This is a genomic window from Clostridioides sp. ES-S-0010-02 (assembly GCA_020641055.1).
GTDB lineage: Bacteria > Bacillota > Clostridia > Peptostreptococcales > Peptostreptococcaceae > Clostridioides.
Genome location: CP067345.1, coordinates 3,628,454 through 3,646,879 on the forward strand (window position 1 = coordinate 3,628,454; position 18,426 = coordinate 3,646,879).

General features: G+C 29.1%; 12 protein-coding genes and 1 other annotated feature. Of the genes, 2 read left to right on the forward strand and 10 right to left on the reverse strand.

Annotated features, from left to right (window positions below; all coding sequences use genetic code 11):
- Nucleotides 1–328 precede the first annotated feature (328 nt).
- From JJC01_16850 to JJC01_16880, 7 genes are all read right to left on the reverse strand, one after another.
- Nucleotides 329–2,218, reverse strand: a complete 1,890-nt coding sequence (locus JJC01_16850) for a metallophosphoesterase (protein ID UDN57816.1) — start codon at nucleotides 2,216–2,218, stop codon at nucleotides 329–331.
- Nucleotides 2,219–2,402: 184 nt separating this feature from the next.
- Nucleotides 2,403–4,349, reverse strand: a complete 1,947-nt coding sequence (locus tag JJC01_16855) for a metallophosphoesterase (protein ID UDN57817.1) — start codon at nucleotides 4,347–4,349, stop codon at nucleotides 2,403–2,405.
- 576 nt (nucleotides 4,350–4,925) lie between these two features.
- Nucleotides 4,926–5,843, reverse strand: a complete 918-nt coding sequence (locus JJC01_16860) for an exopolyphosphatase (protein UDN57818.1) — start codon at nucleotides 5,841–5,843, stop codon at nucleotides 4,926–4,928.
- A gap of 557 nt (nucleotides 5,844–6,400) precedes the next feature.
- Nucleotides 6,401–6,937, reverse strand: a complete 537-nt coding sequence (locus JJC01_16865) for a helix-turn-helix domain-containing protein (protein ID UDN57819.1) — start codon at nucleotides 6,935–6,937, stop codon at nucleotides 6,401–6,403.
- Nucleotides 6,938–7,100: 163 nt separating this feature from the next.
- Nucleotides 7,101–7,457 carry a 50S ribosomal protein L20 gene (gene rplT, locus JJC01_16870; GenBank protein UDN57820.1) on the reverse strand — a complete coding sequence of 119 codons (357 nt, stop codon included), beginning with the start codon at nucleotides 7,455–7,457 and terminating at the stop codon, nucleotides 7,101–7,103.
- A 60-nt stretch (nucleotides 7,458–7,517) separates the two neighbouring features.
- Nucleotides 7,518–7,712, reverse strand: coding sequence for a 50S ribosomal protein L35 (gene rpmI, locus JJC01_16875; GenBank protein UDN57821.1), 195 nt, complete (start codon nucleotides 7,710–7,712; stop codon nucleotides 7,518–7,520).
- Between the two features lie 27 nt (nucleotides 7,713–7,739).
- Complete coding sequence (locus tag JJC01_16880) at nucleotides 7,740–8,249, reverse strand: translation initiation factor IF-3 (GenBank protein UDN60201.1); 510 nt, start codon at nucleotides 8,247–8,249, stop codon at nucleotides 7,740–7,742.
- 28 nt (nucleotides 8,250–8,277) lie between these two features.
- Nucleotides 8,278–8,420, reverse strand: a sequence feature (ribosomal protein L20 leader region).
- A 558-nt stretch (nucleotides 8,421–8,978) separates the two neighbouring features.
- Between JJC01_16880 and JJC01_16885 the strand changes: the two genes are divergently transcribed.
- Both JJC01_16885 and JJC01_16890 read left to right on the forward strand, forming a co-directional pair.
- Nucleotides 8,979–10,382 carry an AAA family ATPase gene (locus JJC01_16885; protein ID UDN57822.1) on the forward strand — a complete coding sequence of 468 codons (1,404 nt, stop codon included), beginning with the start codon at nucleotides 8,979–8,981 and terminating at the stop codon, nucleotides 10,380–10,382.
- A gap of 524 nt (nucleotides 10,383–10,906) precedes the next feature.
- A complete protein-coding gene (locus JJC01_16890; GenBank protein UDN57823.1) occupies nucleotides 10,907–14,233 on the forward strand; it encodes a cell wall-binding repeat-containing protein in 3,327 nt (1,108 codons plus the stop codon).
- Between the two features lie 140 nt (nucleotides 14,234–14,373).
- Here JJC01_16890 and JJC01_16895 read toward each other — a convergent pair whose 3' ends face one another.
- From JJC01_16895 to JJC01_16905, 3 genes are all read right to left on the reverse strand, one after another.
- Nucleotides 14,374–15,396, reverse strand: a complete 1,023-nt coding sequence (locus JJC01_16895) for a LacI family DNA-binding transcriptional regulator (protein UDN57824.1) — start codon at nucleotides 15,394–15,396, stop codon at nucleotides 14,374–14,376.
- Nucleotides 15,397–15,492: 96 nt separating this feature from the next.
- Nucleotides 15,493–17,091 (reverse strand): sodium:solute symporter, encoded by a 1,599-nt coding sequence (locus tag JJC01_16900; GenBank protein UDN57825.1) that lies wholly within the window; start codon nucleotides 17,089–17,091, stop codon nucleotides 15,493–15,495.
- 40 nt (nucleotides 17,092–17,131) lie between these two features.
- A complete protein-coding gene (locus JJC01_16905; GenBank protein UDN60202.1) occupies nucleotides 17,132–18,397 on the reverse strand; it encodes an MFS transporter in 1,266 nt (421 codons plus the stop codon).
- Between the last annotated feature and the right edge of the window lie 29 nt (nucleotides 18,398–18,426).

Consider the following 18,426-nt stretch of genomic DNA (forward strand, 5'->3'; position numbering starts at 1 on the left):
AAAAATGTAAAGGAAAAATATATTCGATTCTTTATAGATAAATTTACTGGTTTGTAAATAGAAAAAAGGGGTTTAAATAGAAAAAAAGAAGAACATCAAATATAAAGGTTCTTCTCTTTCATCTTAGTATACTATTTTTTAGTGTTTTAACTATATTCAAATATATTTTTTATATAAATATATTCTTACTAATAAATCTAATATTACATTGTACCTAATTGTATAATTATGGTATAAATTTGCTTTGTTTTTATTGATTTACTGCTTTATCAATTTACTTATTTATTGTATTAATTCATCTTTATTGTCTCACTTAATATTTATTGTTCTACTTCATTTTTATCGCCTTACTATATTTATTGATAATATTCCATGTCCCATTTTCTTTTCTTAATTCAAGACTTATTTTTGAATAATACTCTCCATCTTCACTAGATTGTGTCACTATAACTTTATTTCCAGACTTATTCTTATAGGTACGTTCTTTTATCTTATTTTTGGTATGCCCAACTACAATAGCATCTATTCCATCTACTGTAGTAGCAAGTTTTTTTATCTCGCTACTTGGATTTTTTAAATTTATATTATCACTATCTGAATGTACAACTGTGACAATTACATCTGGATTTTCTTTTTGCATAACCTTTACCCACTCATTTGCATCCTTCACTAAGTCATTAGTATATAATCTATTTGTTTTTTTAGAATTTTTTTCTGAACTCGAATCATTGGTATTTTTTTCATCTTTATCTATAGTAAGCCCCAATATTCCAACCTTTATATCACCTTCCTTAGTCTCAACTTTATGCATTATATAAGGTTTTACATAATTTTCTCCAGACTCATCATATATATTAGCTGATAAAACAGGAATTTTCATTTCCTCAAAGTTTTCTATAATAGAATCCAATGTAGACTTTTTTTCTTCAAAATCATTTTTTTCAGATAGAAGTTCATGACTACCAAGTACTACAGCATCATAGCCGAGATAAACAATAGGCCATTCGTTTATTCTTTTATGAATACCTTTTTTTGTATTATACTGCCACTCTTTAGACCATCTAGTCATTTCTTTTGTATTAGCATCAAAAAAATCTCCAGTATCAATAAAGATTGGCTGTACAGCTCTATATCTTTCATTAAATAAACTAACTGCCATTTCATCTGAAAAATTTGAATGTAAACCAGATGTCGTAATTATATTTACTTCTTTTCCAAATACCTTTAATTCACTATGCTTATCTTTTATAAACCACTTATCATTCTTCTTATCCAACTTAAAATTAATCTTTGATACACTATCACCATGAGCTCCAGGCTGTGTCACTATCACTTCTTCACCAGATTTATTCTTAAATGTATGTTGCTCTATCTTTTCATGTGTATGACCAGCTACAATAGCATCTATTCCTTCTACTGTTGTTGCCAGCTCCTTTATTCTATTTCCTGGGTTTTTAGGATTTTTAGGCTCTTCACCTGAATGTACAATGGCAACGATTATATCTGGACTTTCTTTTTTCATGATTTTTACCCATTTTTGGGCATCTTCCACCAAATCATTTGCATATAATTTACCTTTATATTGTGCTTGTTCTTCAAGTGCTCTAGCTTTTTTATCTTGCTCAAAGCTTTTAAATCTTGAACGTTCTCCTACTTCTTTTATAGTAAGCCCTAGTATTCCTACCTTTATATTCCCTTTTTCTGTTTTGACATCTTTCATTATGTACGGTTTTACATAGTTTTTTCCAGATTGTTCATATATATTTGCAGACACCAATGGTATGTTATTATTTTTAAAATCAGAAACTAACCTATCAAGACCTTGCTTATCATTGGAAACGAACTCATGATTTCCAAATGTAACTGCATCATATTTTAATTTTGCCATTTCTTTAGCTATAGGAACTTCTCCTTCACGTGGCTCAGCTATTTTTTTAAATTCCGGCATACCATCATTAAATCGTACTAGTTTTTGACCAGTAAACCATCCATTCATATCAATACTTTGTATGTCAAAAAAATCGCCTGCATCAACCATTAGCAAGTTTTCATCGTATTTTCTCTCTTCTTGCACATAAGAAACTAGGTTTTCTGGGACTATTGAATGTAAGTCGCTTGTACCAAGTATATTGATTTCTATATCTTTAGTACTTTCACAGCCCACTAATAATATTATTAGAAATATTATTGATGTAACTATAATAAATTTTATTTTCATAAAAGCCTCCCCCTTAATTTTTTTGATGATAATAAAATTTACTCTTATACCTTATCTTTACTATATAAGTTTGTACTGTTTATTATACTAAAAAAACTATATGTAAATTCCTTTTTAAATAAATCTACATATAGTTCTTGATATTTTTCAGTTACAAAACAAGGCTTACTCTAGTATACTAAAATTATTCAACCTCAATTGTTTTACTAGATTTATCATTAATAACCCATGAACCCTTTTCTTTTTTCACTTTAAAAGTAATTTTAGAATAATATTTACCATGTTCACCTGGTTGTGTCACTATAACTTTACCTCCAGACTTATTCTTATAGTCATGTTCATCTATCTTTTCATGAGTATGACTAGCAACAATAGCATCAATCCCATCTACTGTAGTTGCTAGTTCTTTTACTCTATTTCCTGGATGCTTGGGATTTTTAGGCTCTTCTCCTGAATGTACAACTGCAACTATTATATCTGGATTTTCTTCTTTCATCACTTTTACCCACTTCTTTGCATCTTCTACTAAATCATTTGCATATAATTTACCTTTATATTGAAATTGCTCTTGTAAATTTACATTTTTAAGACCTTTACCTACCTCTTTTATCGTAAGACCCAATATTCCTACTTTTACATTTCCTTCATTTGTCTCCACATCTTGTATGACATATGGTTTAACATAGTTTTGTCCAGATTGTTTATATATGTTTGCTGATAATACAGAAATTGTTGTCTGTTCAAAATCCTCTACAACGGCATCTAAAAGACGCTCATCTGCCCAAAATTCATCATTTTCGGATACAAACTCATGATTGCCAAGTACTACTGCATCATACATGCCCTTATGCATAGCTATTGCCATTGGACATCTACTAATTACTGTATCAGTATTATTATCCCTTATAGCTTTCCACTCTTTATACCATTCAATCATTTCATCTGTCTGAGAATCTAAAAAGTCTCCTGCATCTACTGCAACAGGTTCAATTGGGTTACTTCGTTCATTAACAAGACTGACTAATAATTTGTCAGAAAAATGTGAATGTAAATCTGCAGTAGCAACTATATTTATTTCTTTATCAACTATTTTTAATTTGCTAGCCTTTTCCTTTATACCCCATTTACCATTCTTCTTATTTAATTTAAAACTAATCTCTGACACACTATCTGCATGCGAACCTGGTTGTGTAACAATTACTTCTTTCCCAGATTTATTTTTATATGTATGTTGCTTTATTTTCTTATGAGTATGACCTGCTACTATTGCATCTATTCCATCTACTGTGGTTGCTAGTTCCTTTATTCTATTTCCTGTATTATCAGAACTCTTAGATTCTTCCCCTGAATGTACAACTGCAACTACTATATCTGGATTTTCTTTCTTCATCACTTTTATCCATTTCTTTGCATCTTCCACTAAATCATTTGCATATAATTTACCTTTATACTCAGCTTGCTCTCCAAGTTCTCTTGATTTAGTTTCTTTTTCAATATCTTCAAATCCTGAACTTTTCCCCACTTCTTTTATAGTAAGACCTAGTATTCCTACTTTTACATCACCTTTATCTGTCTTAACATTTTTCATCACATATGGTTGTATGTAGTTTTTTCCAGATTGTTCATATATATTTGCTGATACTACTGGTATATTATTATTTTTAAAATCAGAAACTAATTTATCAAGACCTTGCTTATCATTTGAAATAAATTCATTATCACCAAGTACTACAGCATCATATCTCAATGGTATCATGTCTTTAACTATAGGTACTTCATCTTGACTATTCTTAACTATGTCTTCATATTCTGCTGTACCACTCTCTCTAATATTAACTAGTTTTTTCCCAGAGGTCCATTCCCACATTTCTTTACTTTGTTCACCAAAAAAATCTCCTGCATCTACCATAAGTATATTTTCATTCTTTGCTCTTTCTTCATTTACATATGAAACTAGAGAATCTGTCACAACTGAATGCAAATCACCTGTTCCTAATATTTTTACTTCTGTATCTGATACATTAACTTTTGTATCTTCTATTTTAGTTTCTTTATTTTTAGTACTTTGACATGCCACAAGCAATCCCACTAAAAACGCTATCAATACCATTATAATAAATTTTATTTTCATAAAAGCCCCCCTCATAAATTTTTAGATTATAATAAAATTTAATATCATGCTTTATTTTAAACTATAGCAGGTTATAGGATTATGAGCAACATTCATTGGACTAGTAGATTATTACCTGTAAATATATCTATAATTTAAAGATATACATTTCATTTCTTATGTCATGGTATTTAAACATACTTAATAATATATTTAAATATACTATTAGAAAACTTTAAATAGATACTTCAAATAACAAACTTTTATTTAACACAGATAGCTATGATGAGATTGTAGCGATATTAAAATATATAGAGAAAATCGAGTATAAAATATTATTTGAACAGTTAAGTAACCAGAATGGTTGTAAAATTGATAAAGGGACTTGTGTATTTTTGACTGTATTACCTATATTTTATCTGATATTCAAAATATAGAAATACAAAGTAATTTTATATCCTCAGATATGATTGTTGCATATGTAAGCATCCTCAATATGCATGCTTATAGGAACTTCATTGTACCACTTCACTTTCTTATGTTAAAAGGTACAATGAAATTCTATTTTATTTATACTATCCTTTATAAATTAGAGCATTACTTCTTAGGATTTATAAGTTCATCAAGCAACATTGGAAGTAACTCGTCTATTTGTTCATCATTAAATTGGCAAGTCCCAACAGCTTTGTGACCTCCACCGCCATACTTAAGCATTAGACTACCAACATCAACATTTGAAGTTCTATTTAAAATACTATATCCTACAGCTACAGAACACCCTTTCCCACCTTTTCCATTTACAATCCAAGCAGAAATATTTTGTTCTGAATACATACTGTAAATCATGAAACGATTACCTGTATAAATTGGCTCTACTCCACGTAAATCAGAAATAATAACATCTCCTTCTGTACGTGTGTATTTAGCAACCATTTCTTTAAATTTATCTGTTTGCTCAAAATAAACTTCTATACGTTCCTTTACATCTGACAGATTTAAAATTTCTTCTGTATCTAAAGTTCTACATGCATCAATTAACTTTTCCATCAATTGATAGTTAGATATAGTAAAGTTTCTCCAACGCCCCAACCCTGTTCTTGGGTCCATAAGATAACCAATTAAAATCCATCCAGTTGGATTTTGTACCTCTTCTATAGTAAGATTTCCAGAATCAACTTTGTCTACTGCTTCTAACATTTCATTAAAATGAGAAAATTTTTCATTTCCACCATAATACTCATAAATAATTCTTGCACAAGAAGGAGCAATGCGACTTTCGCCTCTATACCTTCCTTTAAGCTCATTTCGCTCAAATTCACTAGAATGATGGTCAAACCAAAGACCACACCCTTCTACAAATGGTACATTGGCAAGACAATCATTTTCTGTCACCTCAACCAACCCATCTTGTAAATCCTTAGGATGAGCAAATTTCCAATCATCAATAATACCTGCTTCTTTTAATAATGCACCACAAACTAATCCATCAAAATCAGAACGTGTAATCAATCTCATATGTTTCAACCCCTTTGCTTTAAATATATGCCTATAGATATTGTAATTTTTTCCTTAAATATATAATATCACTTTACATGTCAGCTTGATATACATTTCAATATATACTAACAAAACTTATTTTTTGTACTATAATTTATTATCTAAAGTACAACGTTGTCTTTTACTAAGAATATAGTTATAACTTGCCTAACAACCAAAATTTGATTAAAATAAAATACTTATATTACTATGAATATACTTATATTTTGTTGTAGTCTTAAATATAACCTATATCACGTTATATCAATTCATCATATAAATTTTATAAATTAACATAAAAATATCACTTATCACTTATCACTTATCACTTATCACTTATCACTTATCACTTATCACTTATCACTTATCACTTATCACTTATCACTTATCACTTATGTAAAGTTTAACATGCTAAAATAAAGATAGCAATTTGATATAGAAATCAAACTGCTATCTTTATTTTAAAACTACCCTCAATATTTTATTTAATCATACTAGCTTATATATTGTTTACACTGCACTTCAACAATTTTACTTTATTCTTCTTTAGGAGGTGCAATTATTAATCCTATAGAGTGCATTTTGCGTCCTTCTCCTGATGAGTTATTTCTTAAAGGTTCTAGTATATCACCAATCTTTCTAGCTGCTTCAGTTATTTCTTCTAGATTCGCATATATTGGACAGACAGAAAAAACAGAGCCATCTTTTAAAATATCTTTTTCTTCTCTTTTAGCATAATCATAAAACTCCTTCATAAATGCCATCATATATTGAGTAAACAGCTGTACATATGCTTCTGCTGAGTTTTCATTTATCATTTTTTTTGCATCATCATCAATATCTGACTTAACAGCATATACCTTTTCAACAGTTCCTCGTATTTTATTTTCTTCAACTACCTTTAGAATATTATCCTTTAACATTTTATCAAGATAACGATAAAGTGTAGCTTGTGATATATCCTTAAACTTCTCTGCTAATTGCTTTGCTGTAGTTTGCTTATTTGAATAAATCTCAAGTAACAACTTGCATTTAACTGGATTTATGAAGCAATCCATAAGTTTATCATTCATATTATACTACCTCCTCATTATTATTAATAAGATAATATTATTATATTGATAATATTTAATCAAGTTTATTAAAAATTTTATATAAACAAATAATATTCAAAAAATAAAAAAAGCCCTTGAATTATTTAAATAATTCAAGGACTTTTTTTATCATGATTTAATACTAAGCTAATTTTGCTTTAGCAACTTCTGCTAATTTAGCAAATCCATCTGGATCTTGTATAGCCATTTCAGATAACATTTTTCTGTTAACTTCAATACCAGATAATTTTAATCCATTCATTAATCTTGAATAAGATATTCCATTCATTCTAGCTGCTGCATTTATTCTTTGTATCCAAAGTTTTCTGAAGTCTCTTTTCTTTAACTTTCTTCCTATATAAGCATTTTTTAATGCCTTCATTACGAATGTATTTGCTGGTCTATATAATTTGCTTCTAGATCCTCTGAATCCTTTTGCAAGTTTTAATATTTTTTTATGCTTCTTACGAGCGTTCATAGCTTTTTTAACTCTTGCCATCGTTATGACCTCCTTTTATATCCCTCTTCTATAGTTATTGTTTATAATCCGTATCCTATCCTAGTATGGTAATAATTGTGCTATTCTCTTAGCATCTCCATCACTTACTAGAGTTGATTTTCTTAAGTTCATCTTAGTTTTTGCAGATTTTTTAGTTAATATATGTTTTTTATAAGCTTTAGCTCTCTTTAACTTTCCTGTTCCTGTTTTCTTTAATCTCTTTGCTGCACCTCTATGAGTTTTCATTTTAGGCATGACAAATTCCTCCTCTCAGTTAATCATCTATTTTTTTGGATCTATAATTACAACCATATTATTACCCTCAAATGCAGGGGCTTTTGTTGGTTCTCCAAACTCTTTTATTATCTCTAAAAACTTTAACATAACTTCTCTACCTATATCTTTATGTCCTAGTTCTCTACCTCTAAATCTAAGTTCAACTTTGACTTTATCCCCTTTTTTAAGGAATTTTATAGCATTATTAGCTTTCGTATTTAAATCATTTTGTTCAATACCTGGTCTAAGTCTTACTTCTTTTACAACTATAGTCTTTTGTTTTTTCTTAGCTTCTTTATCTTTTCTCGCTTGCTCATATCTAAACTTTCCATAATCCATTATCTTACACACTGGTGGATTTGCATTTGGCGAGATTTGAACTAAATCTAAGTTTTTACTAGTAGCCATTGCTTGAGCTTCTTTAGTAGGCATTACTCCAAGTTGTTCACCTGTAGGTGAAAGGACTCTTATTTCCTTGTCTTTTATTTGTTCATTGATTGCTAATTCTTTGCTAATTGTAGGACACCTCCAAAATTTTTATAAAATATAAAATAAAAAGCGGATGACATAATCATCCGCAATATAAGTTACCAAATTTAAACAAGCTTAAATTACTATTAAGCTTTAACTTATATTTACCTTACTAACCATCGGCGTAAGGTGAGAAGCGGACTTCTTCTTTGTTTTATTCTTACCCTATCTACTATATCATTTTATCAAATTTTTTGCAACTATTTTTTTAAGTTTAATAAATTTTTACTAAATTAACTGCTTTTTTATTTAAACCTACATATATTTATTATAAGGTACATAGTATTTGCATTTAATTATTTCTTCCTAATACTTATTATATGCTTGTACTATTTATTTTGCTCTTATTTTTCAAAATTTAATTAAAAAAATTCAAACTTCAACTTTAAAATCTTTTATTATCCTACTACTCTATATAGTAAATACCTAAAAACACTTCTTTAGCCAATTTTATACTGAATACTTTACTTTACATCCTTTAATATCTATATTATGGTTTTTTCATCATTTCAATTTTATCTTGATTTGTCGTATTTTTTTAGTATATAAAGTTAATTTGCACATATTTATAAATGACTTTTTTCAGTTAAATTTATGAATTTATTTTTATTTAGATTGCATGTATATTTTTTCCATAAAAAATAAATAATAAAAAATAGTAAATATGGAAAATATAAAATTGATTAACAATAATTAATTACCTGAGGTGTGAATATGAAAATGCTAAACAACTTTTTTAAAAAAATTAACAATCCAGTTCCTGTCTTTGCACAGACAAAAATGGAAAGAGAAAATCAAACAGATGATTCACTTTCTACAAAACCAAAAACTACATTTAGAGATGTAGCTGGATTAGACGAAGTAAAAGAAGAACTATTTGAAATAGTTGATTTTATGAAGTCTCCACAAAAGTATCAAAAAATGGGTGCAAAAATACCTAAAGGGGTATTATTTTATGGTCCTCCAGGAACAGGAAAAACATTACTTGCATCTGCTGTAGCTGGTGAAACAAACTCATCATTTTTCAATGTTACAGGTTCTGAGTTCGTTGAAAAATACGTAGGTGTAGGAGCAAAAAGGGTAAGAACTCTATTTGAAAAAGCTAGAAAAGAAGCTCCAAGTATAATATTTATAGACGAAATAGATGCTGTAGGAGCAAAAAGACATCTTGAAAGTAACAATGAGAAAGACCAAACGTTAAACCAACTTTTAGTTGAAATGGATGGATTTAATAAAGACTCCAATGTATTAATAATAGGTGCTACCAATAGACTTGACTTATTAGATGAAGCTTTACTTAGACCAGGAAGATTTGACAGACACATTCATATAGGTGCACCAAATTATCACACTAGATTTGAAATTCTAAAGGTACATACAGATGACAAGCCTATAGACAAATCTGTAAATCTAGAACTTTTAGCTAAAAAAACTCACGGTTTCAACGGAGCCCATCTTTCAAATATAGCAAATGAAGCAGCTATATTTGCAGTTAGAGATGACAGTGAATATATTACAGCAGAACACTTCGACAAAGCACTTGAAAGAGTTATTGCAGGATTAGAATCTAAAAACTCTTCATTAGTTGAAAAAGAGAAAAAGATAGTAGCTTATCATGAGGCTGGACATGCTCTTGTAAGTGATATCGTTGGAATTTGTCCTATACAAAAAATATCTATAGTACCTAGAGGACAAGCATTAGGTTATGTTCTTCAATTACCTGATGAAGATAGATATATTTATACTAGAGATGAACTGATTGGAAAAATAAAAATATTACTTGCTGGAAAAGCATCAGAAGAATTAATATTCAATCATAAATCTACGGGAGCAAAGGATGACTTAAAGAAAGTTACTGAGATAGCTAACCAAATGGTTTGTGAGTATGGTATGAGTAACTTAGGATTTATGACTATTGATGGAAATGATAAGACTTTCTTATGTGATAAAATTCAAAAAGAAGCTAATCGTATAGTTGAAAGTTGTTATAAGGAAACTTTAGAGATGTTAAAGGATAATCTTGAAGATTTACATTCTGTTTCTAAATTCCTATTTGAAAAAGAAACTATGACTCATGAAGAATTAAAAGATTTAATAGGAAAAGAAGCTGTAAATTAATTTGATAGTATTTTAAATAATTCTTACATTAAAATTAATAATTAATCTTAAAAAGAATTTCAATATTTAAAATGTACCAAAATACTTTAAGATGATATGTCTTGAGGCTGTAGATAGATTTGTGTAAAAACAAATTTACCTACAGCCTCTTCATTAATTTTATAGCCTCTGACTACTCTATCCTTTCTTCAAAATCCTATATTTGTGATTTGTCTTTATCAGTTACATCTATAGCAATTAGATTTTTGTATATTAAAACTACACAACTTTATCCTTATGTAAATATGATAATCTCTTAATGTAAACATGACAATCTCTTATCTGATTTTAAGAATCATTTAGAGATTGTCTCTTTTTATTTATATGCTTAATAATAAATGCTATCTTCCTGTAAACATAAGATTAACATTACTATGATATTGTTTTGTATATAAATACCAATAGACTAATATATAAGACACTAATAAAAAGTAAATTTTAAATGTTAAACACATAAATAATACATATAAAAAGGGGAAAATATCATGAATAAAAAATTAAATGCAAAAATTATATCTACAGGAATGGTTATGACTACACTAGTTACAGGAGTTGCTCAGGCACAAGAAACTGCTCAAGGTAATACTAATATAGAAAAGTCAGAAAAAACAACACAATCTAAAAGTAGAAAAGAAATTAAAACTAGTAGTACTACATATAGTCAACTAGCTGATTTTCTTTTACAATCAGCTAAATCATATAATTCTAATATAGATAAAAAGAAAATCCTGTCTGGATACGAAAAGAAAGAAAATCAAAAAGTTAATAGACTAGATGGTCTTATCATGATAAGTAGAGCTTTTGGAACTTTATCAGCTCCAAAAGGTCAAAATGAAAGAGTGGCAGATAAAAATGTAAGTTTTACAGATATCCCTGTTTCTGCTAAGTCTCATATAGATAACTTAATAAAGGGTGGAGTTATGGTTAACACTAAAGACAAAAAACTTCATGGTAGTGATGTTATTACTGTAGGAGAAGTTGATACTATGGTTAGACGTATCTGGGCATTTAAAGGTAGCAATCCAAAAGATGATTTTTATAATTTTGTAAATAAAAAGTCTTTGGAAGAATCAAAGCTTCCAAGTGACGAAGCAGTATCTGGTGGTTATGTTGATATTGAAAATGAGAACACAAAAAAAATTAATTCTATTATTAAAAAGATAGTAGAAGGGAATCATAAAAAAGGTAGTGAAGAGCAAAAGATTAAAGATTTCTATCTTAATATACTAGACATGAAAAGCAGAAATGAACTTGGAAATAAACCAATAAAAAAATATCTTGATGCTATAGATAAAGCAAAGAATGTAAAAGAACTTAGCGATATTCAAAAAAAATCACTTGAAGAAATAGGAACTGGTGGTTTGATTACTCTTTCTTTAATGCAAGACAATGTAGGTGAAGCAAAATATGCTTTATATATAGGAACAATAGCTGATACACATTTATTTAGCTCCTATTCAAATGATGAAGTAATAGAAAATAGTAAAACATTTTTTAAAAAACTGTTAATTTTAAGTGGAGAAAGTGAAGCACAAGCTAGTAAGCATGTTGATGAGTATATAAACTTTGTAAAAAAAGTATCTGGAGGTGAAGAAAATATTGATAAGAGGATGACTTTAAAAGAGATGGAAGAAAAAATTCCAAACTTAGAGTTGTCTAAAATGCTTACTGCTGCTGGATATACTAATCTTCCTAAAGAAATCAAGCTAATGAATCCAAAAGATTTAGAACTATTTAATAAGGCATATACTAATAATAATTTAGAAGTTTTAAAAACACTTTTTAAAATAAAACTTTCTGAAGAAAATGCGCAATTTTTAGACCAAAAATATCTAAATGTTTGGGCTGAAAATTTTAATCCTGGTGCAGATGCTTCACAAAGTAAAATAACTGAAAAAGATGCATCAGTATTAACATCAGAAAGGTTCAATTCATATCTTGGAAAATTATTTGTAGAGAAATATTTTCCTGAAAAATCAAAGAAAGATATTGAAGATATGATTAAATCTTTTGTAGAATTATATAAAGAAAGAATTAAAAAACTTGACTGGATGAGTGAATCTACCAAAAAAGAAGCTATAAAAAAACTTGATAAAATGACATTTGTAGTTGGCTATCCTGATAAATGGGAATCTGATACAGAAAATGTAGACATTAAAGGTAAAGAAAATGGTGGAAATTATTTTGATAATATAACTGCTTTTAAACTTGCACGTCTAAAAAAGGATGCTGAAGATACAGGTAAGGTAGTACCAAAAGATAGATTTAATTTAGCAACATTTACTGTAAATGCAGTGTATGGAATGTATGATAATGCAATGACTTTCCCAGCAGGTATTTTACAAGCACCTTTATATGACCCAAATGCATCAAGAGAAGAAAATCTAGGTGCAATAGGTGCAATAATAGGTCATGAAATTTCTCATGCATTTGACAACAGTGGAGCCAAATATGATTCAAGTGGGAAAGAACATGATTGGTGGACTAAGGATGATTACAGAGAATTTCAAGAACGTTGTAATGATGTAGTTAATTTCTATGATGGATGGGAAATAGCTCCAGGTGTAAAAGCAAATGGTAAGATAAGTTTAGGTGAAAATATTGCAGATATAGGTGGTGTAGGAGCAGCCTTGGGAATTTTATCAAAGATGGAAAATCCAAATTATGATAAGTTCTTCAAGAGTTATGCAAAGTCATATATTAGATTATACACAAGAGAATATGCAAAGAACTCTACAGGAGATGAGCATAGTCCAAATACTTTAAGAGTAAATCGTGTCTTATCAAATTTCGAAGAATTCTATAAAACGTATAATATAACAAAGAATGATGGTATGTATGTAGCTCCTGAGGATAGAGTAAATTTATGGGATAATCTAGACACTAATGTAAAATCTAAAAAAATGACTGGAGATGACAGATTCGAAACAGCAGTAAAAGTATCTAAAGAAGGCTGGAAAACTTCAAATACTGTAATACTTGTAAACGGTACTGATAAGCACTTAGTAGATGGATTATCGTCTACTCCACTTGCAAATACAAAAAATGCACCAATGTTACTTTCTAATGGAAATAATGTAGATAAATCAACAATGGATGAAATTAAAAGATTAAAAGCATCTAATGTAATAGTTGTAGGTGGTGAAGCTTCAATATCCAATTCAGTTGTTAACCAACTAAAAGGTGTTAATAAATCTATGAATGTAAAAAGAATAGGTGGGAAATCAAGATATGAAACGTCTTTAAATATAGCTAAAGAAATGTCTGGTAATAACAATATTGATACAATATATGTAAGTGCTGGAGATGGAGAAGCTGATGCACTCTCTATTTCATCAGTAGCAGGAAAAAATAACTCTCCTATAATACTTACACAAAAAGATGGTTTAGATAAAGATACATATGATTATATTAAATCTAAAAAAATAAAAACTTCTTACTTTATAGGTGGGGAAACTAAAATCTCTCAAAAAGCTATTGAACAAATTAATAATGTAACTTCAAATGATGTATCAAAAAATAGAATTGCTGGAAATGACAGACAAGAAACTAATGCTCGTGTTATTGAACATTTCTATAAAGATAATAGCATAAATGGGGTGATATTAGCTAAGGAAAATAATCTGATTGATGCTTTATCAGTAGGTCCATTTGCCTCAAAGGAAAATATGCCAGTTGTAATAGCCACAAGTAGTTTAAATAAAGAGCAAGAAAATATATTAGATAAAAAAAACTCAGAAAAAGTATATCAAGTAGGTGGTGGCATAAAATTATCTGTACTTAATAAATTGAGACTTTTATTAAACAAATAATATAAATAAAAAAATATACTATAAATATAGGTTTACTAAATTAATCACAAGTATTCAAGAAAGTATTCTTCATTTTGAATTTGAAGAATACTTTTCTTGTTTATACAGTATTATTAGTATATTTTTAATATAATTTTATCCTAAATGGTAGAATCTCTTTTAATTAATTCAGGCTTAAGCATTTCAACTACTGGCTCACAATCATCTTCTTCTAATAAGATTTTAAGTATATTAATCGTTTTTCCAATTAATAAGTCTAATGGTTGTCTAATCGTTGTTAAACTATAACTTTTCCATGAAGCCATCTGAATATCATCATATCCCATTACTGATAAATCCTCTGGTATCTTCAATTTATACTCAAATCTTGCGGCATCCATTACACCCATAGCTATCAAATCACTTGTACAAAAAATTGCTGTTGGAGGATTTGATAATGCTAACATTCTCTTTCCAGCTTCATATCCAGAATCATAATCATAATTTGCAGATTCTTCTTTAAGGTTGTGAATTCCGTTTTGTCTTAATTTAGAATAAAATCCAATTTTCTTTTCCATTTCCTCACTTGTTTCTCTTGTAAATTGAATGTATCCTATATTTTTATGTCCCCTATCAATTAGGTATTCAGCAGCCATTCCTCCACCTTCAATTGGGTCTACATAAACTGTACTTATTTTTATACCTGGTATAAAACGATTAAAAAGAATCACAGGAATATTATTTTCTTCACATGTCTCAGCCATTACCTTATTCATAGCTGAAGCTGTAATAATCACAGCTTCCACTTGAAACTGAATTACTCTTGAAATTATATTATCTATTCTTTCTTGTCTAGGAACCTTAAAAACAAGACACTGTTTACCTATTTCTTGAATCTTTTCCACGAATAAGTTAATAATTCTGTTGTAAAACGGACCTAGATTATCACCAACTATCAATCCTATAACATTTGTTTTGCCACTAATCATTCCTCTTGCAACTAAATTAGGAACATATCCAATTTCATCTGCTACACGGAAAATTTTTTCTCTTACTTCAGGTTTTACACCTTTTCCATTTGCACTACCAAATGCCCTTGAAACTGATGACTGCGATACTCCTGCTAATTTTGCAACATCTTTTGAAGTAGCCGATTTATTATAATGAACTTTCTTTTGATTCATTTAGTATTTCTCCTTAAACATCTTGTATTTCTTTTTAAACATCTTGCATTTCTTTTTAACGCCCTTTACTTCTTATTAAACATCTTGCATTTCTCATTAAAATTGTATTAAAAATAAGATTATATATTGGACAACGAAAAAAACTAACACAATTAACTCTTGTTTACCTAAAGAAAATGGCAATACAGACACTCCATCTACTTTATCTATTCCTTGTGAAATAAGTTCTTTTCTCATACCAAATACAGTATATTTTTTAATATCTTCTATATTATGATTATTCTTTAAAATGATACTAAAAATATATCCAAATATTAATGTTATTGTAGCACCTATTGCTGGATTCCACAACCAACTCACATTATATTTATTAGAAATAAAAAATCCTAAAACTAATCCTATGATAAAACCAATAGATACCCCTTTATCATGAGTTTTGTATGTAAACATAGCCAATATAAATGCACCCGTAGCTGGACCAGCAAAATATGAAATATAGTTACCAACAAGGTCAAGAATTGATTTGATGCTTCCTCCAAATCCCATAATAATAAAACATGTCATAACAATACCTATAATCATTGTTATAATCATCGTGACTTTTAATGACGATTCCTCATTATCTTTTTTAAAATAAAACTCATAAATATCCTTTGTAAAAACAGTTGTCATACTATTTAATATAGAATCAATACTAGACATCGCCGCTGCAAATACACCAGCAATAATAATTCCAATTGCCCCTACTGGAAGTTCATTCAAAATAAAAGTAATCATTATTTCATTTGAAGTTTCAAATGTCCTTCCCTTATAATAAACAAATAAAATCACTCCTACTAATAACATAAAATAGTAAGCTAAATTCATAACAAATGCACTAACTACAAAAGAATTTTTGGCTCCTTTTAAAGATTTAGATGTCAAAACTCTTTGAACTTGAGATTGGTCAAAGCAGAAATATCTTATCCACATTACAGTTCCGCCAATCAGAGTAGCCCAAAAAGTATTTGTAATTGAAACATCCATATTAAAATCAAATGTATTTAATTTACCACTCTGTTGTGCAATTTGCAATGTATCAAAAAAGCCAAGATTCATTCCTTTTAGTGCTGTCATACTTACTATAAATACAGCACCTATTACTACTAACATTTGAATACTATCAGTCCATATAACTGCTTTAATTCCCCCTAGTAGTGTATATATAATTGCTACACATACAACTATTGGAACCAAAATATAAAGTGACCAACCAGTGATTATTTGAATAATAAGTACTGGTATATACACCATAGAACTCGCTTGAATCAATGAATTGATAAAAAATTGAATAATAGTTAAGCCCCTTGAATAATTGCCTAAACGAAGTCCCATATATTCATATACAGATGTTATTTTTAATCTATAAATAACTGGGGTGGTAATGCTCAGTGCAAAAAATATTGCTAAAGGGACTGTAATGTTAACCATTACTGGATACATTCCATCCATATATGCCCATCCAGGCCCCCCTATAAATCCATTAGCACTAATCATAGTAGCAGCAACTGACAAAGCGATTGGAATCCATGGCATTGACCTACCTGCTAAGAAATAATCTTCTTGATTTTTATTATCTTTTCCTGAATAATAACCAATAACCAACATTAACAGCAAATATCCTACTATAATACACACATCGATTACTGAAATCATAAGCCACCCCTTTCTAACCAACAAAATAGTTCTTAGAATTCTACTCTTTCTTGTTTAATGTTTCTGGTAAGAACAGCCATACAATAGCACCTGCTACAAATACTGCTGTTGATATATAAAAAATAGTTGTCATACCTAAAGCACCAGAAGCTGTACCAGCTATTGCAGGAATTGCAAATGTAGATATAATTCTTCCTCCATTAAATGACATTCCAGAGGACAATGAACGATATTTACTTGGGAATAATTCTGTATAGTATGCTCCCCATGCTCCAGAATACCCAACAGCAATTCCTAATAATACTGATATCATATAAAATGCTGTTGTATTATTTCCTCCTAGTTTTGTATATATAAATACAAATACTGCTGCTAATGCCATCCCTATAAAAGGTACTTTTCTTCCAAATTTATCTGCTATTGAACCCCAAAATAAATATCCTACTAACTGCCCAATTCCTTGTAAACTATATATAGAACCTGCTACTGCTGCTGTCATTCCTATCCCTGTTACCAAATATGTAGTTGCATTGTTTGAAAATGCTGAGTATGCTGTGAAGTTAGCACCTGATAAAATAATTGTTCCTAGTCCAATCCACAAATATTTCCCCTTATACATACTTACATAGCTAATTTTTTCACCTGTTTCTTTTCCTTTTTTAACTAATTCTCTTGTATACTCTGAATCATCTGGTACAAAGAAAAATGCCAAAATAGCTCCAACTATAGGTGGTATAATCGCAGTATACATTAATATTTGCCAATTTGCATCACCTAAAAATCCATACACTTTCCCACCAAAAATCATAGCTAGTGAAAATAATGCAGTTAATACAGCAGCTAACTTACCACGATATTTGCTTGGAAACATATCTGCAACTAGAGGCATAGCTGTTCCAAATACACCACCCAATACTACCCCTGTGCATAAACGTGCAATTTTCCACAATATAATATTTGTAGGAGATAACATTGGAATAAAAGTCGTCAACCCAATTAATAAAGCTACACTAATTAAAGTTTTCTTTTTACCAAGCTTTGTAGAAATTACTCCAAAAATGAATGTACCTGGAATTGTACCAAAGGACATGACAGCAAATATTTCTTCTGTCTGTTTTAATGAAAACCCAAATCCACCTTCTGCCAAAGTATAAATCATTGTTGGTTTAATAAAGGTACCTACCATAAAGTTATAGCAATAGAAAAAGTATATTAAAGCAATCGAAAAAAATGCAATTCCCCTTTTTAGATTTGAATAATCTTTTCCTAGTATAATATCATTTTCTATCACATCTGTTGTTTTCATATTATTCATAATTACCCCTCCCTTACTAT